The organism is Rhodococcus sp. BE178 (genome assembly GCF_050433545.1).
Classification (GTDB): domain Bacteria; phylum Actinomycetota; class Actinomycetes; order Mycobacteriales; family Mycobacteriaceae; genus Prescottella.
This window is the reverse complement of the sequence record NZ_JBNPXA010000007.1, coordinates 228,978-250,740: the sequence shown is the minus strand read 5'-3', so window position 1 is coordinate 250,740 and position 21,763 is coordinate 228,978. Positions and strand designations below refer to the sequence as shown.

The 21,763-nt window shown below is 68.1% G+C and carries 20 protein-coding genes; 13 read left to right on the top strand and 7 right to left on the bottom strand.

What is annotated here, in order from left to right; genetic code table 11:
• Positions 1-29 precede the first annotated feature (29 nt).
• Positions 30-248: a hypothetical protein gene (locus tag J2X34_RS15295; RefSeq protein ID WP_429518159.1), complete on the bottom strand. Its 219-nt coding sequence runs from the start codon at positions 246-248 to the stop codon at positions 30-32.
• A 335-nt stretch (positions 249-583) separates the two neighbouring features.
• On the opposite strand from J2X34_RS15295, the gene J2X34_RS15290 reads away from it, so the two are divergent.
• Positions 584-1,078, top strand: coding sequence for a DUF7700 domain-containing protein (locus J2X34_RS15290; protein WP_429518157.1), 495 nt, complete (start codon positions 584-586; stop codon positions 1,076-1,078).
• Between the two features lie 115 nt (positions 1,079-1,193).
• Positions 1,194-2,651: an alpha-L-fucosidase gene (locus J2X34_RS15285; RefSeq protein WP_429518155.1), complete on the top strand. Its 1,458-nt coding sequence runs from the start codon at positions 1,194-1,196 to the stop codon at positions 2,649-2,651.
• A 16-nt stretch (positions 2,652-2,667) separates the two neighbouring features.
• On the opposite strand, the gene pdxS is transcribed toward J2X34_RS15285, so the two are convergent.
• Entirely contained in the window at positions 2,668-3,555 is an 888-nt protein-coding gene (gene pdxS / locus J2X34_RS15280) for a pyridoxal 5'-phosphate synthase lyase subunit PdxS (RefSeq protein ID WP_429518190.1), read from the bottom strand.
• Positions 3,519-4,112 (bottom strand): TetR/AcrR family transcriptional regulator, encoded by a 594-nt coding sequence (locus tag J2X34_RS15275; protein WP_429518153.1) that lies wholly within the window; start codon positions 4,110-4,112, stop codon positions 3,519-3,521. Before J2X34_RS15275 ends, pdxS begins: the two co-directional genes overlap by 37 nt.
• A 371-nt stretch (positions 4,113-4,483) precedes the next feature.
• Here J2X34_RS15275 and J2X34_RS15270 point away from each other — a divergent pair, with 371 nt between their 5' ends.
• The 5 genes from J2X34_RS15270 (at position 4,484) to J2X34_RS15250 (ending at position 11,116) form a co-directional block, all read left to right on the top strand.
• Positions 4,484-5,707 carry a DegT/DnrJ/EryC1/StrS family aminotransferase gene (locus J2X34_RS15270; RefSeq protein WP_429518151.1) on the top strand — a complete coding sequence of 408 codons (1,224 nt, stop codon included), beginning with the start codon at positions 4,484-4,486 and terminating at the stop codon, positions 5,705-5,707.
• Positions 5,708-5,946: 239 nt separating this feature from the next.
• On the top strand, positions 5,947-7,182 hold the full coding sequence (locus tag J2X34_RS15265) for an amidohydrolase family protein (protein WP_429518149.1): 1,236 nt from the start codon (positions 5,947-5,949) through the stop codon (positions 7,180-7,182).
• Positions 7,179-8,045: an SDR family NAD(P)-dependent oxidoreductase gene (locus tag J2X34_RS15260; protein WP_114724272.1), complete on the top strand. Its 867-nt coding sequence runs from the start codon at positions 7,179-7,181 to the stop codon at positions 8,043-8,045. Before J2X34_RS15265 ends, J2X34_RS15260 begins: the two co-directional genes overlap by 4 nt.
• Positions 8,042-8,908: an amidohydrolase family protein gene (locus J2X34_RS15255; RefSeq protein ID WP_429518147.1), complete on the top strand. Its 867-nt coding sequence runs from the start codon at positions 8,042-8,044 to the stop codon at positions 8,906-8,908. The genes J2X34_RS15260 and J2X34_RS15255 overlap by 4 nt, the downstream gene beginning before the upstream one ends.
• A gap of 6 nt (positions 8,909-8,914) precedes the next feature.
• Positions 8,915-11,116: an acyl-CoA dehydrogenase gene (locus J2X34_RS15250; protein ID WP_429518145.1), complete on the top strand. Its 2,202-nt coding sequence runs from the start codon at positions 8,915-8,917 to the stop codon at positions 11,114-11,116.
• Between the two features lie 554 nt (positions 11,117-11,670).
• Here the strand turns inward: J2X34_RS15250 and J2X34_RS15245 are convergent.
• Positions 11,671-12,036 (bottom strand): excalibur calcium-binding domain-containing protein, encoded by a 366-nt coding sequence (locus J2X34_RS15245; RefSeq protein WP_429518188.1) that lies wholly within the window; start codon positions 12,034-12,036, stop codon positions 11,671-11,673.
• 494 nt (positions 12,037-12,530) lie between these two features.
• On the opposite strand from J2X34_RS15245, the gene J2X34_RS15240 reads away from it, so the two are divergent.
• Positions 12,531-12,887, top strand: coding sequence for a hypothetical protein (locus J2X34_RS15240; protein ID WP_429518143.1), 357 nt, complete (start codon positions 12,531-12,533; stop codon positions 12,885-12,887).
• A 25-nt stretch (positions 12,888-12,912) separates the two neighbouring features.
• On the opposite strand, the gene J2X34_RS15235 is transcribed toward J2X34_RS15240, so the two are convergent.
• Positions 12,913-14,037 (bottom strand): T3SS (YopN, CesT) and YbjN peptide-binding chaperone 1, encoded by a 1,125-nt coding sequence (locus J2X34_RS15235; RefSeq protein WP_429518141.1) that lies wholly within the window; start codon positions 14,035-14,037, stop codon positions 12,913-12,915.
• 200 nt (positions 14,038-14,237) lie between these two features.
• Between J2X34_RS15235 and J2X34_RS15230 the strand changes: the two genes are divergently transcribed.
• The gene (locus J2X34_RS15230) at positions 14,238-15,410 is read left to right on the top strand and encodes an alpha/beta hydrolase (protein WP_114724276.1); all 1,173 of its coding nucleotides are present in this window, start codon (positions 14,238-14,240) and stop codon (positions 15,408-15,410) included.
• On the opposite strand, the gene J2X34_RS15225 is transcribed toward J2X34_RS15230, so the two are convergent.
• Positions 15,392-16,033, bottom strand: a complete 642-nt coding sequence (locus J2X34_RS15225; RefSeq protein WP_114724277.1) for a DUF4232 domain-containing protein — start codon at positions 16,031-16,033, stop codon at positions 15,392-15,394. The genes J2X34_RS15230 and J2X34_RS15225 overlap by 19 nt on opposite strands.
• Positions 16,034-16,258: 225 nt before the next feature.
• Between J2X34_RS15225 and atzF the strand changes: the two genes are divergently transcribed.
• A complete protein-coding gene (gene atzF, locus J2X34_RS15220) occupies positions 16,259-17,989 on the top strand; it encodes an allophanate hydrolase (protein ID WP_429518138.1) in 1,731 nt (576 codons plus the stop codon).
• A 253-nt stretch (positions 17,990-18,242) separates the two neighbouring features.
• Positions 18,243-18,941 (top strand): GntR family transcriptional regulator, encoded by a 699-nt coding sequence (locus J2X34_RS15215; RefSeq protein ID WP_114724279.1) that lies wholly within the window; start codon positions 18,243-18,245, stop codon positions 18,939-18,941.
• A 98-nt stretch (positions 18,942-19,039) separates the two neighbouring features.
• Here J2X34_RS15215 and J2X34_RS15210 read toward each other — a convergent pair whose 3' ends face one another.
• On the bottom strand, positions 19,040-19,309 hold the full coding sequence (locus J2X34_RS15210; protein ID WP_114724280.1) for a chorismate mutase: 270 nt from the start codon (positions 19,307-19,309) through the stop codon (positions 19,040-19,042).
• 131 nt (positions 19,310-19,440) lie between these two features.
• Here J2X34_RS15210 and J2X34_RS15205 point away from each other — a divergent pair, with 131 nt between their 5' ends.
• Both J2X34_RS15205 and J2X34_RS15200 read left to right on the top strand, forming a co-directional pair.
• The gene (locus J2X34_RS15205; RefSeq protein WP_429518136.1) at positions 19,441-19,977 is read left to right on the top strand and encodes a MarR family winged helix-turn-helix transcriptional regulator; all 537 of its coding nucleotides are present in this window, start codon (positions 19,441-19,443) and stop codon (positions 19,975-19,977) included.
• Positions 19,970-21,763: an AMP-dependent synthetase/ligase gene (locus J2X34_RS15200; RefSeq protein ID WP_429518186.1), complete on the top strand. Its 1,794-nt coding sequence runs from the start codon at positions 19,970-19,972 to the stop codon at positions 21,761-21,763. The genes J2X34_RS15205 and J2X34_RS15200 overlap by 8 nt, the downstream gene beginning before the upstream one ends.

Here is a 21,763-nt window from a genome sequence, read left to right as displayed (position 1 = left end):
CAGGCCGTTACCTCGCCGTCGAACCAGTCCTATTGCCACGGGGTGATCGCCTCGAGCGCGCCCCGGAAGAGCGCGCCGCCGCTCTCGGTGCCGGTTTCGGACCATGGCGCCCCCGAATCGCGTAGTCGGGACAGAACCGTCGACGGGTTGTCCTCCACGGCCACGAGCGTGACGAGGATCGCGGCCTCGTCTTCGGCCGCGCCTTCCCGGCTCGGCCAGACCGGGGGCGCCAGGTCGGGCGCGCTCACCAGCGAACCACGCCGAGGTGACGCCGGGGACGTCGACGAGTGCGGGGACGACATCCTCGAGCTGCGTGCGATAGCACTCGTGGAGCTGCTCGCGCGACAGCCCCGGTGCGAGGACTCGTACGTCGAGCAGCATCCCGGAGACCGGTCGGAAGCACACCGCCCTGGGCGTGAGCCGCACGTGCGGTGCGATCGCGCCATGAAACCTCCTGTCGGAGGGCATTGACTGACTCGCAGACGCCCATGTATCCAATGTTTCAAAACATTCGCAAGAAAAGGTCCAGGGGAGGTCCCCCGCATCGGGATCCAGCCCACTGCGTCTGCGAAATGGAGTCGAGATGAATCCCAGTGGAATCGAGGCGTACCGCCTCGGCCGCAGCTTCGACGTCATGCCGATCCCGATGGATCCCGAGCACTGCGTCTACGTGCCGGCAGGCCCGCTCACCTTCGTCGTCGAGTCGCGACGTCTCACCGACGAGCCATCAACTCGAACGCGCGCGATCGGGGCCGTCCCTGATGCCACGTACGACAGCGGCGGCGCGTGTGTCCACGTGCTCGACACGGTAGATCGACTGGAGCGCTTGCGCTTCGACTGCTTCGACAACGAACCGCACTACCACTACATCCATCAGTCCGAGCAGGTCAACGTCGTTGTGCGCTTCGACCAGTTCGCCGAGGGGGATCCCCGGGAGTGGACTCTCGAACGCCTGCGCTCCCGCCTGCCCCACATGCTCGAGCCCCTCGGTTCGGTAAGACTCGCCGACGAGGTGCGAGCCGCGGATCTGGGGTCGGCGATCGACGAGGTCGCGCGCCTCCTCGACATCGCCGGGTAGCTCTCGACCGCGTCCCCGGACCGAGGTGCCGGACAACGGGTGCGGCGCTGCCGGTTTCGCTGCCGGGCGCGTGCCAAGCTGTGCGCATGGCGTTGCGATTCGAGGAGAGATGACGATGTTCGAGCCCACCTGGGAATCGGTGTCGGGTAGAGCGCTTCCGGACTGGTACGACGACGCCAAGCTCGGAATCTTCGTGCACTGGGGCCTGTACTCCGTGCCGGCATGGGCGCCGCAGGTCGACGACATTCAGCAGTTGCTCCGCGAGCACGGACCGCGGGGCATGCTCCGCAACAATCCGTACGCGGAGTGGTATCTGAACTCGATGGGGATCGACGGCAGCCCGACGCAGCGCCACCACCGCGACACCTACGGCGCGGACTATCCGTACGACGGGTTTATCGAGGAATTCGACCGGGAGTCGTCGTCGGCGGATCTGGACGTGCTCGCAGCGCTGTGTGCGCAGACCGGAGCGGGCTACGTCGTTCTCACCACCAAGCACCACGACGGGTTCACGCTGTGGCCGTCCGAGTCGGAACACCCGCGCAAGGGTGCCTATCACGCAAAGCGAGACCTGGTCGGCGATCTGGCCGATGCTGTTCGGGCACAGGGCATGCGGATGGGACTCTACTACTCGGGCGGATACGACTGGCCCCACAACGACGCGCTGATGGACAGCCCGGCCGACCTCGCACTGGCGGTCCCGCCCGGCGACGACTACCGCGAGTACGCCACGGCGCACGTGCGCGAACTGATCGACCGTTACGGCCCGTCGGTGCTGTGGAACGACATCTGCTGGCCGCCCGGCGGCAATCTGGCCGAACTGTTCGCGTACTACTACAACACCGTCGACGAGGGCGTGGTCAACGACAGATGGGCCGAGCAGGACGTCAAGCGGGACAGGATGTCCGAGTCGGTGCTGCGCGGTATCGGCGAACTGGTGCAGCGGGCGTGGCGCCTGCTGCCGGACGACAAGAAGGAACTCGCGTTCCCGGCGTCGCCGCACTACGACTTCCGCAGCCCGGAATACGCCACGTTCGACACCGTCGTCACCGAGAAGTGGGAATCGACTCGCGGCGTGGGACATTCGTTCGCCGCCAATCGAAACGAACGACCGGACGACATCGTCACGGCCACCGAGTTGATCCGCTCGTTCGTCGACATCGTCAGCAAGAACGGCAACCTGCTGATCGGAATCGGTCCCGACCCCGACGGCACGATCCCCGAGGTGCAGCAGGCTCCGCTGCGTGGGCTGGGGGAGTGGATGGCGGTCAACCGCGACGCGGTGATCGGCAGCCGGCCGTGGACGACTGCTGCCGGAACGACGTCCGAGGGCACTCAGGTGCGGTACACCCGCAAGGGCTCCGACGTGTTCGCGTTCCTGCTGGAACTACCCGGAACCCGACGCTTCACGCTGAGCGGAGTCGACACTCGTGACGTGGACGGGGTCGAACTGCTCGGCGACCCCGCCGCACTGGACTTCTCCACGATCGACGGCCGGCTTTCCGTCGAACTTCCTCCGCAGGTGCCCGTCTCGGCCACGTACGTGCTTCGATTGGCGGGCGTGGCCGGCTAGCCGGCCACGTGCCGGATCACCAGCCGCGCTCGGCGAGGCGGTGCGGCTGCGGGATGTCGTCGACGTTGATGCCGACCATGGCCTCGCCGAGTCCGCGGGAGACCTTGGCGAGCACGTCGGGGTCGTCGTGGAAGGTGGTGGCCTTGACGATCGCGGCGGCGCGCTCGGCGGGGTTGCCGGACTTGAAGATGCCGGAGCCGACGAACACGCCCTCGGCGCCGAGCTGCATCATCATCGCCGCGTCCGCGGGGGTCGCGATGCCGCCGGCGGTGAACAGGGTGACGGGCAGCTTGCCGGCCTTGGCGACCTCGACGACGAGGTCGTAGGGGGCCTGCAGTTCCTTGGCCGCGACGTACAGTTCGTCCTCGGGCAGCGAGGTCAGGCGGCGGATCTCCTGGCGGATCTTGCGCATGTGGGTGGTGGCGTTGGAGACGTCGCCGGTGCCGGCCTCGCCCTTGGAGCGGATCATCGCCGCGCCCTCGTTGATGCGACGCAGGGCCTCGCCGAGGTTGGTGGCGCCACACACGAACGGGACGGTGAACGAGAACTTGTCGATGTGGTTCTCGTAGTCGGCCGGGGTGAGGACCTCGGACTCGTCGATGTAGTCCACGCCGAGGGACTGCAGGATCTGCGCCTCGACGAAGTGGCCGATGCGGGCCTTGGCCATCACGGGGATGGAGACGGCCTCGATGATGCCGTCGATCATGTCCGGGTCCGACATGCGCGAGACGCCGCCCTGCGCGCGGATGTCGGCGGGCACACGCTCGAGCGCCATGACCGCGACAGCGCCGGCGTCCTCGGCGATCTTGGCCTGCTCGGCGGTGACCACGTCCATGATGACGCCGATTGGTGGAGTGGGAAAAACGTTCAGCGCTCGGGGCGCGCAGCCATGCCGTCGAGGAATACGGACATGCAGTCGTCGGAGAGCTCGCCGAGCGTGTACGGGTCGTCGGGCTTGCGCCAGTAGACGGTGAACCACACCGAATCTCGGAGGAATCGGTGGAACACCTTGGAGGGAACGTCCTTTCGGAGAACGTCCGCGTCCTTGCCGGCTTCGATGGCGTCGAGCCAGATCGTCTGGATCTCGTCGGCGAGCGCGGCGGCTGCGGTGAAGTCACGCAGCTTGCGCAGGTTGGGGAACTCGGCGTGATAGACCTTCGTCGCGTCGGGGCGGGCCGCGCCCATCGCCAGGGAGACGTCGACGATCGCCTTCAGCCGTGCGCGTGGCTCGAGCTGCTCGAGGCCGGTCACCCGATAGTTCGCGAGGAGGTCCGAGAGGAACACCGTGACCAGCTCGTTGACGATGGCGCCCTTCGACCGGAAGTAGTGGTAGAGCGCGCCCGCATTGATGCCGACCTCGTCACCGATCTCGCGCATCGAGGTTCCGGGGATCCCGCGCGCGGCGAACAGGACGGCGGCGGCGTCGAGTATCTCGGACCTCCTGTCGGGGGCTTCGGGCACGCGTGTTCCTTTCATTTGAACAATCATTCAAACCATAGTGCTGCCCGGTGCCGCCGGTCAAAAGGAGGGTGCCGAGAGTGCCGTGACCGGCGCCTCCGGGCCTCCGCGGCTCAATTGCGTTCCTCCTTGACTGCTTCGGGCAGCCGTTCTATATTCTTCCTGAATGAACGTTCAATGAGCGCCATTCAGATATCAATGTGGTCTTCGTGAGCCCGGGTCCGCTGCCGGAGCCGTCACCTCGGCCTGTGCGAATGCTGGAGGTGCGCAGGGTCTTCCGCGGCATCGCGCGCTGCGATCGCCACACGAGGGGTGCGAGGTGCCGAAACCCGACACCGCCGGACGCCTTCCGAGAAATCAAACGAGGAGATCCCATGACCAGGGTTGTCTACGCCCGAAGTGTTCACGACGAGCGCGAGATCAATGCGTGTCTCGAGGTTCTGCGGGGAGGCCCGTTCGCCCTCAAGATCGGCAAGAACGTTGCCGAGATGGAGCGCAGGGTCGCCGATCTCTACGGCAAGAAGCTGGGCCTGATGTGCAACTCGGGTTCGTCCGCGCTGTACCTGGCGCTCGAACTGCTCGATCTGCCCAAGGGCTCCGAGGTGATCACCTCGCCGCTCACCTTCTCGACCGACGTGTCGCCGATCGTCCGCGGTGGCTGGATTCCGGTGTTCGTCGACGTCGAGCCGGACACGTACAACGTCGATGCGTCCAAGATCGAGGCGTTGATCACCGACAAGACCAAGGCGATCCTGGTCCCGAACCTGGCGGGCAATGCCCCCGACTGGGACGCCATCCGCGAGATCGCCGACCGTCACGACCTCAGGGTCATCGAGGATTCGTGCGACTGCATCGGAACGACCCTCAACGGCACCAAGACCGGTTCGCGGTCCGACATCACCGTCACCAGCTTCGCGATGTCGCACATCATCACGTGTGCCGGCAACGGTGGCATGGTGTGCCTCGACGACGAGAAGCTGCGCGACAAGGGCCTCATGCTGCGGCGCTGGGGTCGCCGATCCGAGCCACACCTGTTCGGGTCTGAGCAGGCGCGGACCGGACGCGTGTTCCGCGAGAGTCTCGACGGCGTCGCGTACGACAACGACTTCATCTTCGACGTCCTGCCCTGGAACTTCGAGCCGTCCGAGCTGGGCTCCGCGTTCGGCCTGGTCCAGCTGAGCAAGCTCGACGTGAACTACAAGCGCCGCCACGAGATCTTCGACGCGTTCACCGCGGCCTTCGGCGCCTACCCGTCGCTGTTCCGTCTCCCCAAGCCGCTCCAGGGCTTCTATACCGCGTGGCTGTGCTACCCCGTCACGATCCGCGAGGACGCCGGGTTCGAGCGCTCGGACCTGCAGGAGTCGCTCGAGGGTGCGGGTATCGACACCCGAACGGTGTGGAGTGGCAATGTCACTCGCCACCCGATGATGCGCAATGTCGAGTACCGCATTCCCGAGGACGGCCTGCCGTTCGCGGACGAGGTGTTCGAGCGCGGTATGTCCCTCGGGATGAGCCACGGCACGACGGACGAGGAACTCGATCACGTGGTGGCGAGCATCCACGCGTTCGCGGCCAAGTTCGTCGCGCCGCAGACGTAGCGCATATGTAGGCGCCATTGCCGCCTGCGCAGAGTCCGCTCGTACCCGAGCCCCCGACTTCCGAGTCGGGGGCTCGTCGCGTTCTCCGGGGCCCGCGATCCCGGAGATTCCCTGATGTGGAACTGTGTTCTAGATAACCGTGAGACTTCCGCTTGACATTTGCATCTACCTCGCTAATCTCGAAGGCAATCGTATAGAACACGGTTTCACATCGAGTAGTTTCATCAGGAGTGTCCATCGTGACGAATGAAACGCCCTACATCCTCATCTCGGCTGACAGTCATGCCGGTGCCGACCATGCCACCTACCGCTCGTACCTCGAATCGACGTGGCACGAGGAGTTCGACGCGTGGCGCGGAAAGTACAAGAACCCCTACCGTGACCTCGTCGACGACGGCCGAACCCGTAACTGGGACAACGAGCGTCGACTGCGCGAGACGCAGGGTGACGGCACGGTCGGTGAGGTGCTGTTCCCCAACACGGTGCCCCCGTTCTTCCCGAGTGCCGCCGTGCTGGCGGGCCCGCCGCGGGCCGAGGACTTCGACAAGCGTCTCGCGGGCGTGCGCGCCCACAACCGCTGGCTGAAGGACTTCTGCAACGACGCTCCCGCCCAGCGTGCCGGCGTTGCGCAGGTGTTCCTCAACGGCGTCGACGAGGCGATCAAGGACGTCGAGTGGGTCAAGGAGAACGGACTGCGCGGCGGCATCCTGCTGCCGAACCTGGCGCCCGACATCAAGTGGGTCAAGCCGCTGTACGACCCCGAGTACGACCGGTTGTGGAAGGTCTGCGAGGACCTCGGCGTCCCGGTGAACAGCCATGCCGGCACCGGTCTGCCGGACTACGGCCGCTACAAGACGTCGTCACTGCTCTACATCAACGAGGTCGGCTTCTACTCGATGCGTCCGCTGGTGCAGATGATCCTCTCGGGTGTCTTCGAGCGGTTCCCGAAGCTCAAGTTCGCGGTGTCCGAGCAGGGTTGTGCGTGGGCGCCGGATCTGATGCGTCAGCTCGACACGGTGGACCTGCGGGTCAAGCGCACCGGCCGGATCGGCGAGCTGTTCTACAGCGAGGACGAGCAGCTTCCGTTGCGTCCGAGCGAGTACTTCCGGCGCAATGTGTGGGTCGGTGCGACGATGCCGTCGGCGCAGGACATGGCGTCGCGCGACACGCTCGGCGAGGGCAAGTTCATGTGGGGCAGCGACTACCCGCACAACGAGGGCACGTACCCGTTCACGCGCGAGTGCATCCGTCAGGTGATGCACGACGTCGACGAGACCGAGCTGCGGAAGCTGTTCGCGGCGAACGCTGCCGAGTTGTACGACTTCGACCTGGACGCGCTGGCCCCGCTGGCGGTGAAGTACGGCCCCACGCCGTCCGAGGTCGCCCAGCCGCTCACCGAGCTGCCGGACGAGCCGAACGACGTCCTGCTGCGTGAGTCCTTCGCCAAGCAGCTCGAGGCGGAGCTCGGCGTATGACGGGCCGACTGGGGGGACGGCGGGCGATCGTCACCGGTGCCAGCCGCGGCATCGGTGCGGGCATCGCGCAGCGGCTGGCGGCGGAGGGCGCGGCCGTCGCGATCGTGGCCCGCACGGTCGACGAACCCGATCGCGGGTTCGAGGGCACGCTGGCCGAGACCGCGCAGCTGATCCGCCAGGCCGGTGGCACGGTCGCGATCGTGCCGGCCGCGCTCGAGGATGCGGACTCCCGTGCGCGGATCGTCCCGGAGGCGGAGGCGGAGACGGCGCTGGGCGGACCGATCGACATCCTCGTCAACAACGCGGCGGCGGCGATCTTCCAGCCGCTGCGGGATTACCCGTCCAAGCGCGCGCACCTGACGTTCGAGGTGAACGTCCATGCGCCGCTGGACCTCGCGCAGCGGGTGATCCCCGGCATGCGTGAGCGCGGCGCGGGGTGGATCGTCAACATCACCAGCGGCACCGCGCGGATCCGGCCCGTCGAAGCGCTCCCCGCGGGGGAGACCACCCTGGATGCCGACATCCACGGCACGACGCTCTACGGCATGAGCAAGGCCGCCCAGGATCGGATGACAGCGGGGCTGGCCGCCGAACTGAACGGGACCGGGATCCGTGTCAACGCGGTGCGCCCACGCTCGGCCGTCGCGACGGCGGGGGCGCTGTCGGTGGCGTCGAACATGGTCGGTTCCAAGTGGTTCGTGCCCGAGTCGCTCGAGGAAATGGTCGAGGCGGTGACGTGGTTGTGCGACGCCGCACCGCACTACACCGGAAACGTCGAGGCGAGCCTGGACATCCTCGATCGTGAAAGCATCACGGTCCGTGATCTGAATGGCAGGCCGATCCCGAAGGAGCAGAGCATATGACACCCTACGACGGAATCCCGATCATCGACACCCACATCGGGTTTCGCGAGGCCGGGTACGACGAGTACGCATTCATCACGCGTCAGACCAAGGACCGGGAGAGCCGCGACGAGTTCAGCATGCCCGCCCAGTACATGTTCAAGGGCGTGCCGGACGACCTCGACACCGACGATCCGATCTCGGCGACGCTGCGGGCGATGGACAAGCACGGCATCGAGATCGGCATGGTCAGCATGGCCAAGGAGTCGGGGCAACGCGCAATCAAGTCCTTCCCGGACCGGTTCGTTCCGCAGGGCTCCGCGGTGGACCCCAACGACATCATGGGCACGCTGACGCGGATGACGCGCGAGTACGAGGAGTTCGACATCGTCTCGGTGAGTTCGTTTGCGGCGGGTACGTTCCCGCAGGTGGCGCTCAACGCGCCGCAGATGTACCCGATCTACGCCAAGTGCGTCGAACTCGACATCCCGATCTTCGCGTGTGCCGGGATCGCCGGACCGCGGGTCAAGTCCGCGGTGCAGCACGTCGAACTGATCGACGACGTGATGTTCGACTTCCCGGACCTGGTGTTCGTCACGCGGCACGGCTGCGAGCCGTGGGAGGACCTGGCGATCAAACTGATGCTCAAGTGGCCCAACCTCTACTACTCGACGTCCGCGTTCGCGCCCAAGCACTACCCGCAGGCGATCGTCGACTACGCCAACACCCGCGGCGCCGACAAGATCATCTATGCCGGGTACTTCCCGGCCGGACTGACGCTGGACCGGATCTTCGGCGACATGCCGAACGTGCCGTTGAACGCCGACGTCTGGCCCAAGTTCCTCCACGAGAACGCCCGCAAGGTGTTGAAACTGAAAGGTTGATCGGACATGCCGATCGGTATCGGAGCCGACCACGACGCGCTTGCCGACTCCCTCGCACGGTTCGCCGCGCGGACCACGCCCGTCGAGCAGACTCGTCTGCAGATCGCGGAACTCGGGAGAGGGGAGCGACCCGCCCACTGGGGCCAGTTGGTGGGGATGGGTATTCCGTCCCTGCACATCGCCGAGGAATTCGGCGGTGCCGGCGCCGGTCTCCTCGAACTGACCGTTGCCCTCGAACAATCGGGGCACGGGCTGATTCCGGGCCCGCTGCTGCCGACGGTCACCGCGAGCGCCGTGATCCAGGCGCACGGCACCGACGCGGCGCGCAAGGCATTGCTGCCGCGCTTCGCAGCGGGCGCGATCGGTGCGTGCGCTCTCGAACCCGGAACCGTGACGCTCGAGGGGGACGGCGACGAAGTGATCGCTTCCGGGACCACGGTTCCGATCCTGGGCGCCGTCGGTGCAGACATCCTGGTGCTGGCGGGCCAGTGCGGTGAGACGCCGGTGTGGTTCGTGCTCCCCGCCGACGCCGCCGGGATCGACCGAACCCCCGCAGAGGGCGTCGATCTCACCCGCGACATCGGACGGATCCATCTGTCGGAGGCCAGGATTCCCGCCGACCACATCCTCGGCGCGTTACCCGAGGAGGTGGAGTCGCTCGCAGCCGTCCTGCAGTGCGCCGAGGCCGTCGGCATCGCCCGATGGGCACAGGAGACGAGCCTGGCGTACGCGAAGATCCGCGAGCAGTTCGGACGACCGATCGGCTCGTTCCAGGCGATCAAACACAAGTGCGCCCAACTGTTCATCCGACTCGAGGTGATGACCAGTTCGGTGTGGGATGCGGCGATGGCCGCGGACGGCGGCGACCCGCAACAGCTGGCACTCGCGGCGGCGCGAACCGCGACGGTGTGTCGGCGCGAGGCCGTCGACATGGTCCTGGACAGCCTGACGCTGCTCGGCGGCATCGGCAACACGTGGGAACACGACATTCACCTGTACTGGAGGCGGGCAGCGAGCCTGCTGGCACTCGGTGGTGCACAGGACGAGTGGGCCCGGCGCGCCGGCGAACTGGCGCTCACGACGGAGCGTCGTGCGGCTCTCGGCATCGAGGATCGTCCGGAATTCCGGGCCGGGGTGGCCGCGACGATCGCGGCGGCGGCCGCGCTGGATCCGCTGTCGGCACGGGTGTTGCTGGCCGACCGTGGTCTGGTGGCGCCGCACTATCCCGCTCCGTACGGGCTGGGTGCGGACACCGCCGGACAGCTCGTCATCGCCGAGGAGTTCGACCGCGCGGGGATGGCCCAGCCCACCACTGTCATCGGTGAGTGGGCGCTACCGTCGATCCTGCAGTACGGAACCGAAGACCAGATGGAGCGGCTCGTCGCGCCGACCCTGCGCGGCGAGATCGTGTGGTGCCAGTTGTTCTCCGAGCCCGGTGCCGGCTCCGACCTGGCGTCGCTCACGACGTTCGCCACCAAGGTGGACGGCGGCTGGCGGATCGACGGTCGGAAGGTGTGGAACTCCAAGGCGCACGAGGCGCACTGGGGAATCTGCCTGGCCCGCACCGATCGCGACGTGCCCAAGCATCGGGGCATCAGCTTCTTCCTCGTCGACATGTCGGCGCCGGGCGTGGAGGTGCGGCCGTTGCGCGAGGCCAATGGCGACAGCATGTTCAACGAGGTCACGCTCGACGGAGTGTTCGTGCCCGACGCCGACCTCGTCGGCACGCCGGGGGAGGGCTGGAAGGCGGCCCGCACGACGCTCGCGAACGAGCGGGTAGCGATGGGCACCACCCCGGTCGCCGGTGGCCACCGCTTCGATCCGGTCGAGGTTGTCCGTGCTCTCGACCCTGCTGCCCGGTCCGCGGCACTGCCCGCGCTCGGCCGGATCACCTCCGGGACAGGCGCTCTCGATGCCCTCGCGCACCGGAGCATCCTCAAGCGGCTGTCGGGCCTGAATCCGGGGGTCGAGGCCAGCGCACTCAAGGCGGCGTCCGCGCGGCACATCACCGACGCCGCCGCGCAGGTGTTCGAGTGGTTCGGGCCCGAGGCCGCCGTCGGCAGCCTGGGTCCCGGTGTGGCGGGTGGAGGACGGGCGGCCAAGGCGTACCTGTCGACGCCGTCGCTGCTCATCGGCGGCGGCACGCTCGAGATCCAGCTCAACGTCATCGCCGAGCAGATCCTCGGGCTGCCGAGGGAACCTCGATGAGCACACCGCCCCTCGACGGCCGCGTCGCGATCGTCACGACATCCTCGCTACCGGTCTGTCACGGGACCGGCACAAGCTGGGCCTCGCAACGGAATTCGGTGCCGACGTGGTCGTGGACGTCGAGACCGAGGATCTACGGGAGGTCGCCCGGCAGACGACCGGCGTCCGCAGAGTTGACTTCGTGCTCGACACCTCGCCGCACGCCACCGGTCCGCTGCTCGACGCGCTCGAGATCGTCCGTCACGCTCGAGAACATCCGGCTGATCCGGTGCGACGGGTCGAATGTGCAGGCCTATCAGCAGGCGGCGGGAACTGTCGTGTCCGGCCGATTCCCGCTCAGCCGCATGTGAACCCACGTCCTCGGCTTCGATCGGATCGAGTGCGGGATCGAACTGTTCCGCGGCGACTACCCGGAGGAGTGTCCGATCAACATCGTGATCACCCCGACCGAGAGTGGTGCCTGACGGTCCGGGTTCCGTCCCGCGCGCAAGTTCGTCTGCCGCCCGCGCAATTGTGCGCGCGGGAGGCCGATTCGCGCGCGGGACGGATGCGGACTATTCGCAGGCGATTCCGTCGTTGTCGCGATCCAGGTGTGGCGCATATCCGGCCTGGCCGCGGTAGATCGGAGTGACACCGGCATTGCGTGCCTCGGTGCAGTTCTTGTAGCCGGCTCGCGGCGCGGGAGCCGGCGCGGGTGCCGGAGCCACGCGCGGACTGGCCTGGGGCGCGGGCGCGGGCGCGGGCGCGGGAGCAGGGGAAGGAGCAGGAGCCGGGGCGGGTGGTGCCGGTGCCGGCAGGGGAGCGCCGACGACATGACCTGGAACCGGCGGCAGGACAGGGCGGAGCGCATCGGCGGATCCTGTGGGGATCATATTGGCGATCTCCAGCGGCAGAAAGTCGTGGATGGTGCTGGGGCGCATCGGCGTACCGGGGGCCGGGGGCAACAACGGCTGCACGGCGTCGGCGATGAACTGCGGCACCACGGAGGCGACCGGGGCGGGAAGGAAGTCGTGGATCGTTGTTGCCTGCGCCGCCGCGGGTGCGCAGAGTGTGATTGCGGCACAGCCGATCACGGCGAACGTGTACCGGGTCTTCATGGAAAGGTCTCCTCGTCTGGTGGGTGTTTCCCGCCGGGGCGGTCGGGTGATTCTTACAGACACCGCAGCCTCTAGGTGACCGATCGGTCGGTGTTGGGTGGTTTCGGTGCGGCCGGTGATGTACGCTCTCGCGGTTCATACGATGTCCGGCAGGGGGCCGGTTACTGGGGGAGTCTCAAGTGGCTGTCATTTCTTCGAAGAGTGTTCTCGTGCGGTCGACTGCCGTCGGCGTAGGCGCAGTGGTGATCGGTGTACTTGCTGGATGTGGTTCGGGGGAAACGAGTTCCGCGTCTGCAACGTCGACCACGGCCACGACCATGGCCGCCACTACGACGACGTCGGTCGTCGCTCCGGCACCCCGTATTTCCGCGCCACCCGCCGCGGTCGTGTCGCCGGAGGTCACACTGTCCACTCCCGTGGCGCCTCCGGCCCCAGCGCCGACACGGGTGCTCATGCCGGACGTGATGTGCATGAACCTGCAGGACGCGCAGGATCTCATTCAGGCGAACGGTGTGTTCTTCTCCCGCAGCGCCGACGCGTCCGGCAAGGGCCGCAAGCAGGTACTCGACGCGAACTGGATCGTCGTCGGTCAGCAGCCCTCCGTGGGAGCGCCCGTCGGCGAGGCGGAGGCCGTGCTGTCCGTCGTGAAGATCGGAGAGCCGAGCCCCTGCTGATCCCAGCTCCTGCGGTGCGCCGCTGTTACCGCAGTTCGTCGGGGTCGTCGAACAGCGACGGCTGGACCGGGTCGTCGAACAGTTCCATCTGTTCGGGCGGGCTCCCCGGCTCTGGTTCCGGCACGAATGCCTCGGGAACCGTGTCGGTGCCCGATGTCTCGGGTGCCGTGGCCGGTTCGGCGGGCGGGAAGTGCAGCACGCCGCCGAAATGCGCCGCGAACTCTTCGTCGACGCCTCCGAGGAAGTCCGACAGGTGCTCGACCATGTCGGCGAGGTGCTGCGGGACGAACGGGTCGGCGAGCATGTCGATCATGACGCGCAGCCGATCCTCGAAGAGGGCGAAGCGGAGATACGGCCAGCGCCGATTGAGGTCGGTGATGAGCTCGGATGCTCGTGTGCGGCCACTGATGTCGCGGACCAGGGGCGCCCACAGCTGCACCTCGGGTGTGCTCTCGTTCGCGATGACGAGTGCGAGTGCGGAGCCGAAGCGCAGGACCACGTCACCGTCCGCGTCCAGTTCCGGCGCCTGCCCGTAGATGTCGGTCAGGGTGTGCGCGATCACCTCGCGCAGGTGCGCGGTGTCGCGGGGGCGGATCGACACGTGCCGGTCGAGCGGTGTCCGGACGGGGGTGACGGCCGGATCCGCTGCCGGTTCGGGATCGCCCCCGAGATGGTGCAGGGCAAGGAATGCGGGGTGTGGCACGTCCCAGGTGTCCCGCAGGACCGACACCGCCATCGAGGCCAGCTGATCGGCCCAGCGCGCCGCCTTCTCGACGACGAGCGCGGGTACGTCGCCCATGTCGAGTTCGGGATCCCCGTCGGGCGCGTCGGTGGACGCGGGATGCGTCCATCCCTGAGCCAGCAGTCGGGATTCGTCGGCAGCGGTCAATCGGCGCCGCGGCGGCAGGTGGACATCGGCGGGAAGTTCGCACCGGACGGCCGGGCCGTCGGGTCCGTCGACCGCGTTGAACTGCAGGAACGGCACACGGCCGTCGGCCTCGTCGGTGTCGCAGACCGTCTCGAGGATCACCTGGTCGTCGGACGAGATCGCAGCGATCCGATCGGCGAGTGACGAACGGAACGCAGCCCACGCCCCGGTGACTTCTCGGTCGAAATCACCGGTGGCGAACCTGTCTGCGGACTCGGACACGGGACCCCCTGCTTCACGTCGTACCACCTGGGCCGGGAGTGTCGGCCGGACCTGTGCGGTACTGATACGGTATCGCGTCCGCCGTCGCGGACTGGAACAGGTGACCGGTCCGGAAGGTTCGCGATCGAAACGAATGTTCGGTTTTGTCCGTTCGCGCACTAGCCTCCCCGGCGATACACACACGTCCTGGAGGTTGTGCGATGCGATTCGATCTGGATCGACACGGTGAGAGCCACGATCGGTTCCGGCGACGGTGGGGTCGGCGCGTCGTCGGTCTCGGTGCCGTTGCGGTTTCCATCGTGATCGCCACCGGAACCGCGACCGCGGCGCCGGCGACCAGCAGCCCGGGCAGTATCGGGGCCGGTAGTACAGGCGCCGGGAGTGTGGGCTCAGGATCGTCGATACCGGAGTCGTTCAAGGAGGATCCGGGGCCGGTCCCGCCGACACGGGACGACATCACCACCGCCGCGATCACTGGTGAGAAGCCGCAGTCGGGGCAGGCCGTTCAGTACACCGTCGCCTCGCCCGCGCTACGCCATGAGGTCACGGTCGACGTGCTGCTGCCGAAGGACCGGTCGGTGCTGCGCCCCACCCTCTACATGCTCGACGGCGCGGGTGCGCGCAACAACACCAGCGGGTGGATGAACAAGAGCCTCGGCGACGCGCCCGCGTTCTTCGAGGACGAGAACGTCAACGTCGTGCTGCTCAACGGCGGTCAAGGCAGCCTGTACACCGACTGGGACCAGGTCGATCCCGAGCTCGGACTGAACAAGTGGGAGTCCTTCATCGCCGAGGAGCTGCCGCCACTGATCGACGCGAAGCTGAACACCGACGGCGTCAAGGCGATTGCCGGCAACTCGATGGGCGCACAGTCGGCGATGATGCTGGCCCACCGGTACCCGGACCTCTACAGCGGTGCCGCGGCCTTCAGCGGGTGCTACTCCACGAGTGATCCCCTCGGCCGTCTCGTGGTCCAGACGACCGTCACGTCACGGAGCGGCGATCCGGCCAACATGTGGACCGACCCGTCAGGTCCGGAATGGCTGTCGCACGACACGGTGCGCAACGCGGAGAAGCTGCGGGGCAAGCAGATCTACCTGTCGGTGGCGACGGGCCTGCCCGGGGCCCACGAGGAAGGCTCCGGCGACGTCCGCCGTCTGCTCCTGGGTGGCGTCATCGAGGGTGCCTCCAACGTGTGCACCCGGATTCTCGAGACGCGACTGGACCAGTTGAAGATCCCGGTGACCGTCGACTACGAGGGCACGGGCGTCCACGCCTGGGACTACTGGCGCGACCAGCTGCCCAAGTCGTGGCCGACGCTCCAGCGGGCCCTCGGTCTCGACCGACGGCCGGATCAGCCGGTGACGGCCTGAACCGACAGTTGGTTCAGTCCCTCGCCGGTGCCGGCGCAGCCCTTGGTCGCGTACGGCACGAAGATCGAGCCGGTGTCGTTCGGCGGGTAGACCCGAAGTCCGGCAACGTCGGTGGGTGAGCAGGTGTCGGCCGGGTAGTTCTCCACGTTGACCGCGCGCACCGCTGCGGTCGCCGTCGCGTTCGGCGTGAGCGTCACGGCGCCGGACGATTCTCCGGAACGTGTTGCCGCGGAACCGACCTGGGCGCCGTCGGCGCCGCCCTGGACGTACGAGACGCCGGGGAAGCCGTCGAGGACGCAGTCGCGACCGCCGACGTTCGTGAAGATCAGCGGCAGTTCGGTGGAGCCGGCCGCGCCCTGCGCCTGGCCGAGGGTCAGCTGCAACTCGCTCACGGCACAACCCTCGGGGTGCGCGGTGGGTGTGAACGTCGAACCAGCCGCCTTGACGGTCGTGGTCGCGGTCGCGGCGGCCGCCGCTGCGGTCGTCGTCGCCGACGTGGCAGAGGTGGTGCCCGGCAGCGCCTCCGCCGTACCGTCCTCGTCCTTGCTGCACCCGGCGGTGGCCAGGACCGCCGCGATACCCAGGACCCCGAGGCCGCGGACGAGGGTCGGCTGTCGATTCATGGCTGGTATCTCCTCGAGCGGATCGGCGGCAGGTTCACTGCGAATATTTCACGCGTGGACCTCGCGTGCCGGTCGGCTCGCCGCGGGCCGTGGCGTCACCGAACGCCGGCGATACGTGATCGTCACGTCGGGTAGTGCGGATGTAACAGCAGCTTGCCTAGCGTATTCATCGACGTATACACGGTTGGACCGTCGCTCGCGGTCCACGCGAGAAGGCGGCCGACGATGACGCACCCCTCCATCAGCACCGACAGCAGCACCCCCACCGGCCGCGTGCGCGAGGCCTTCGCGCGCATCCACGAGTGCGGTCGGCAGGAGGTCTGGATCACGCTGCGCTCGGAGTCCGACGCCGTGGCCGACGCGGTCGCCGTGGAGCGCAGGCTCGCGGCGGGTGAGGAACTGCCGTTGGCGGGGACGGTGTTCGCCGTCAAGGACAACATCGACGTCGTCGGCCTGCCGACCACGGCGGCCTGCCCCGAGTTCGCCTACGTTCCGCAGGTGTCGTCGCCCGCCGTGACGCGGCTGCAGGCAGCCGGGGCGGTGGTCCTCGGCAAGACCAACCTGGACCAGTTCGCGACGGGACTCGTCGGAACCCGCAGCCCCTACGGTGTCGTGCGGTCGGCGACCCACCCGGACCGCGTGTCGGGCGGGTCGAGTTCGGGGTCGGGAGCGGCGGTGGGACTGGGGCTCGTCGACTTCGCGCTGGGCACGGACACGGCCGGTTCCGGCCGGGTGCCGGCGGCCTTCAACGGTGTCGTGGGGATCAAGCCGACCCTCGGACTCGTCCCGACCCGCGGTGTCGTGCCGGCCTGCGCGGACTTCGACTGCGTCACCGTGCTGGCGCCCACCGTGGGCCTCGCGGGACGCGCGATGTCGATCATGATCGGGCCGGACGCCGACGACCCGCGCAGCCGCGTCCGGCCGTCGGACGTGCCACTGTCCGCCCCGACGCGGGCGCGCGTCGGGGTGCCGGTCGACGGGCAGTTGGAGACGCTCTCCGACAGCTACCGGCGCAGCTTCGCGGCGGCCGTCGAGCGCGCCGCGGAAGCCGACATGGAGGTCGTGCGGGTCGACATCGCACCGCTGCTCGACGCCGCGACACTGCTGTACGACGGCGCCCTGGTCGCGGAGCGCTTCGATGCGGTGGGCCGGTTCGTCGTCTCCCATCCCGATGCCGCGCTGGACCCGACGGTCGCCTCGATCGTTCGGGCATCGGAATCGAAGCCGGCCCACGAGTTCGTGCGCGACATGGGCACTCTCGCGGCCGCGAAGCATCATGCCGAGCGGCTGTTCGCGGACCTCGACGTCCTGCTGCTGCCCACCGCTACCGAGCACCCCCTGATCGCGGACGTGCTCGCGGAGCCGGTGGAGATCAACAGGCGTCTGGGCACGTTCACGAACTTCTGCAACCTGCTCGACCTGGCGTCCGTCGCCGTGCCCACCCCGGGCGAACCCGGTGAATCGTTCGGGGTGATGACCGTGGCTCCGGCGTTCGGGGATCAGGTGGCGCTGGACGTGGCGGCCCGCATCCAGGGCGTCGAGACGGCGGATCTTGCGCCGGAGGAGGGGATCGGGCTCGCGGTCTTCGGGGCGCACCTGCGTGGTCAGCCGCTGCATCACCAACTGGAGGCGCTGGGGGCGCGGTTCGAACGACCTGTCGCGACCACCGCGGACTATCTGATGGTGCGGCTGGATTCGGTTCCGCCCAAGCCGGGCCTGGTGCACGTGCCCGACGGCTCGGGCCGCTCGCTTCCGGGTGAGCTGTACCGGATCTCGGCGGCCGGGCTCGGTGCCTTCCTCGCGGCCCTGCCCGCCCCGATGGCGCTGACGTCGATGACCCTCGCCGGCGGGACCGTCGCGGTCGGCTTCACCTGCACGCCCGCAGCGGCCGCGGCCGGGGTGGACATCACCGAATTCGGTGGCTGGCGTGCGTTTCTCGGTGGCGTTCCCGCGTGACGATGTGCCGGGGCTCCGCAGAGTGACGGTGCCGACGTGACGGACGTGTTACGGGTGCCGCGGCGGGGCGTTTTCGTTAACACGGCGATCACAGGGGCGACCACCGGGCGTAAACGCGTCGCGAAACAGTGTGGGGGAGCGGATACGGCGCCGTATACCGACTCGGCGCAATACTTTTCGACGTCTCGACCCCCAGGAGAATTCCATGCCCCTGCACGAGCCGATTCACTGACCCGTCGAAGGGAGTAACGAGATGACCACTGCCGACGGACCGTCGGGCACGAGCCTGCGCGAGAAGGTGTACGTGGAGTTGCGGGAGCAGATCATGAGCGGGCAAGTTCCCGCGCATGCTCGGCTGGTGGAGGGACGCCTGTGCGAGTCGCTCGGGGTGTCCCGCACACCGTTGCGGGAGGCGCTGGTCCGGTTGCATTCGGACGGTATCGTCACCCGCCGCGAGGACGGCTACTACCCGACGTTCCCCGATCTCGGCAGCATCCGTGATCTGTACGAGCTGCGGATCACCCTGGAACTGCGGGGGATCGCCCGGCACCTCGAGAACGCCGATCTGGAGTTCGACGTGCCGCTGCTCGAGGCGACACGCGCGCAGTGGCGGGACCTGAAGGCAGACCCGCCGGCACCGTCCCGCGACATCGTCCAGCTGGACCAGCAGTTCCACCTCGATCTGTCGACCGCGGCGGGGAATCCGGCGCTGACCCGGGCGCTGGCAGCGGTCAACAGCCAGATCCGGCTCGTGCGCATGCACGACTACCAAACGCCCGAGCGGGTGGAATCGACGATCACCGAGCACCTGGCGATCGTCGAGCAGGTCCTCGACGGCGAATTGGACGGTGCACTCGCCGCGCTGCATGCGCACGTCGGCGAGTCGTTGGACGTGGTCGAGGAGCGTGCGGTGCATGCCGTCACCGCGCACGCCCTGCACGGCTGGCGCTGACAGCCCGGCACGGCCGGCCCGAGACGACCGAACCGCCTCCGCTACGTGACCGAAGTCACGGGCCGGAGGCGGTTCGGTGTGTGGGCGTGGAGGCGGTGTTACCGCGATCCGGCGGCGCTCAGCCGGGTCAGTGTGCGTCCGAGAACGGGGCCGTCCGAGCCCAGCTCGTCGAACCGGGACTCGGCGTCGGTGAGCGGTCGCTCGACGGGAGTGAGGGCGCGAGCGAGATCTGCGCGGCGACGCACGGCGGCCAGTATCTGCGCATCCAGGTCGACAATCTCCTGCTCGAGGCGGTCGAGCGAGGCCGCGTCGGCGGTCCGGTGCGATCCAACGGCACGGACGGCGATCGAGTCGGTCTGAACGGACAAATCGTCTCCTCGGGTCTCGGTCGGGCAGGCGCCGATGCGGCGCCGTCTCCTGGTTAGTCGCATCTGCGGCTTGAACGTTACTTCCGGTACGCGACCAATGCATGGCGAGACGGGCGGCGTAGAGTTGCACTGTGCAACATGACGGCGAGGTCGATCAGGTGGCGGCGGTGCACGCCGAACTGGTCCAGTTGGCCCGAGAGCTGGTGGCCGGCGGCCGGGACGCGCAGGGCGGTCCGTCGTTCGCTCAGCACTCGGTCCTCTCGTTCGTCGCGCGGAACCCGGGATGTCGCGCCACCGACATCTCCGATGCGTTCGGTGTCAACCGGTCGACCGTTTCGCGGCAGCTCCGGGGGTGTACCGACGGCGGATGGGTTCGGGCCGATTCGGCCCCCGTCCGCTCCGGTCGCCCCCTGTACCTGACTGCCCAGGGCGTCGCGGTGCTCGCGGCCGCCGACCGCCGCCGCTTCGACGACGTCCGCGCGCGCGTGGACGGCTGGTCGCCGGCCGAGATCGCCCAGTTTGCCCTGATCCTGCGGCGGTTCCGTGACGGGCCGCTCGCGGGCTTGGAAGTTCCCGAAGTTCCCGAAGTTCCCGAAGCTTCCGCGATACCTGTGATTCCCGGGGTCCCCGGTGTCCCTGCAACAGCTGGAGATGACGCACATGCGTGAGTACGGCGCCCCTGCCCGCTTCACCATCGCCGACGACGAGTCCATCGTCCGCACGGTGTTCGAGCACGCGAGACGCAGTCCCGATCGCGTGCTGTTCTCCCGTCCGGTCGAGGACCGGTGGGTGGACGTCACCGCACTCGAATTCGCGGATCTGGTCACCGGGGTGGCGAAGGGTCTGGTGGCGGCGGGGGTCGGACCCGGCGACCGGGTGGCGCTGCTGTCCGCGACGCGGTTCGAGTGGACGCTGTTCGACTTCGCGATCTGGGCGGCAGGCGCTGTCTCGGTGCCGATCTACGACTCGTCGTCGCCGGAACAGATCCGGTGGATCGTCGAGGATTCCGGGGCCGTCCTCGCGATCGTCGAGACCGCCACCCACGCGGCCGGATTCGACGGTGTCATGTCCGGCCCGGGTCGTGTGCTGCAGGTCGAGGACCGGGCCGTGGAGAAGCTCGTCGCCGAGGGCGTGCGAATCGACGACGCCGTCGTCGGCGACCGGCTGGCCGGGATTCGAGCGGACGACCTTGCGTCGTTGGTCTACACGTCGGGGACCACGGGGCGGCCGAAGGGGTGCATTCTCACGCACCGGAACTTCCTGTCCGAGGTGCGCGGGATCCTGGTTGCGTCCGTCGGTGACGTGGCCAAGCCCGGCAACCGGATGCTGACCTTCCTTCCGTTGGCTCACGTGCTCGCGCGCGCGGTGTCCCTCGCGATGTTCGAGGCCGGCGGCACCCAGGCACACTGGTCGAACTTCGGCACGGTCGCGGGCCAGTTCCAGCGCTTCCGGCCACACGTGATCCTCGGTGTTCCACGGGTTTTCGAGAAGGTGCGCGACAGCGCCGCCCATGCCGCCGAGACCGGGGGCCGGATTCCGCGGGCGGTGTTCGCCTTCGCGGAGGCCACCGCGATCGCCTACAGCGAATCCCTCGACACGGGTGGCCCGTCCCGGCTCCTGAAGCTGCGACACGCGATCGCCGATCGGCTGGTGTACGCCAAACTTCGTGCCGCGCTGGGCGACCAGTGCTGGTGGGCGATCTCGGGCGGCGGGGCGCTCATGCCGCGGCTGGGCCACTTCTTCCGCGGCGTCGGCGTGCCGATCTACGAGGGCTACGGGCTCACGGAGTCCACTGCCGCGCACTGTGTCAACGTGCCCGACGAGCAGAAGATCGGCACGGTGGGCCGCCCGATGAGCGGAAACTCGGTGCGGATCGCGCCGGACGGCGAGATCGAACTCGGCGGCGGCGTCGTGTTCGCCGGGTACTGGCGCAACGACTCCGCCACGGCGGACACCTTCCACGACGGCTGGCTCCGCACCGGGGACCTCGGCGAACTGGACGACGACGGGTACCTGACGCTCACCGGGCGGAAGAAGGACCTGCTGGTTACCGCCGGAGGAAAGAACGTCTCGCCGGGCCCACTCGAGGATCGCCTGCGTTCGAACGTGCTTGTCTCACAGGCTGTTGTCGTGGGTGACGGTCGACCGTTCATCGGTGTGTTGTTGACCCTCGACCCCGAGCCCTTCGGGAACTGGAAGTCGGCGAACGGAAAGCCGGCATCGGCGACGGTCGCCGATCTCGCCACGGACACCGATCTCCGCGCCGCGCTCCAGGCCGTCATCGACGACGCGAATTCGACGGTCTCCCACGCGGAGGCGATCAAGAGGTTCGAGATCCTGCCGCACGACCTCAGCGAGGAGTCCGGGGAACTGACCGCCACGCTGAAGATCAAGCGGCAGGTGGTGTCCGAGCGTTTCGCCGAGCAGATCGAGTCGATCTACCGGGGGCACTGA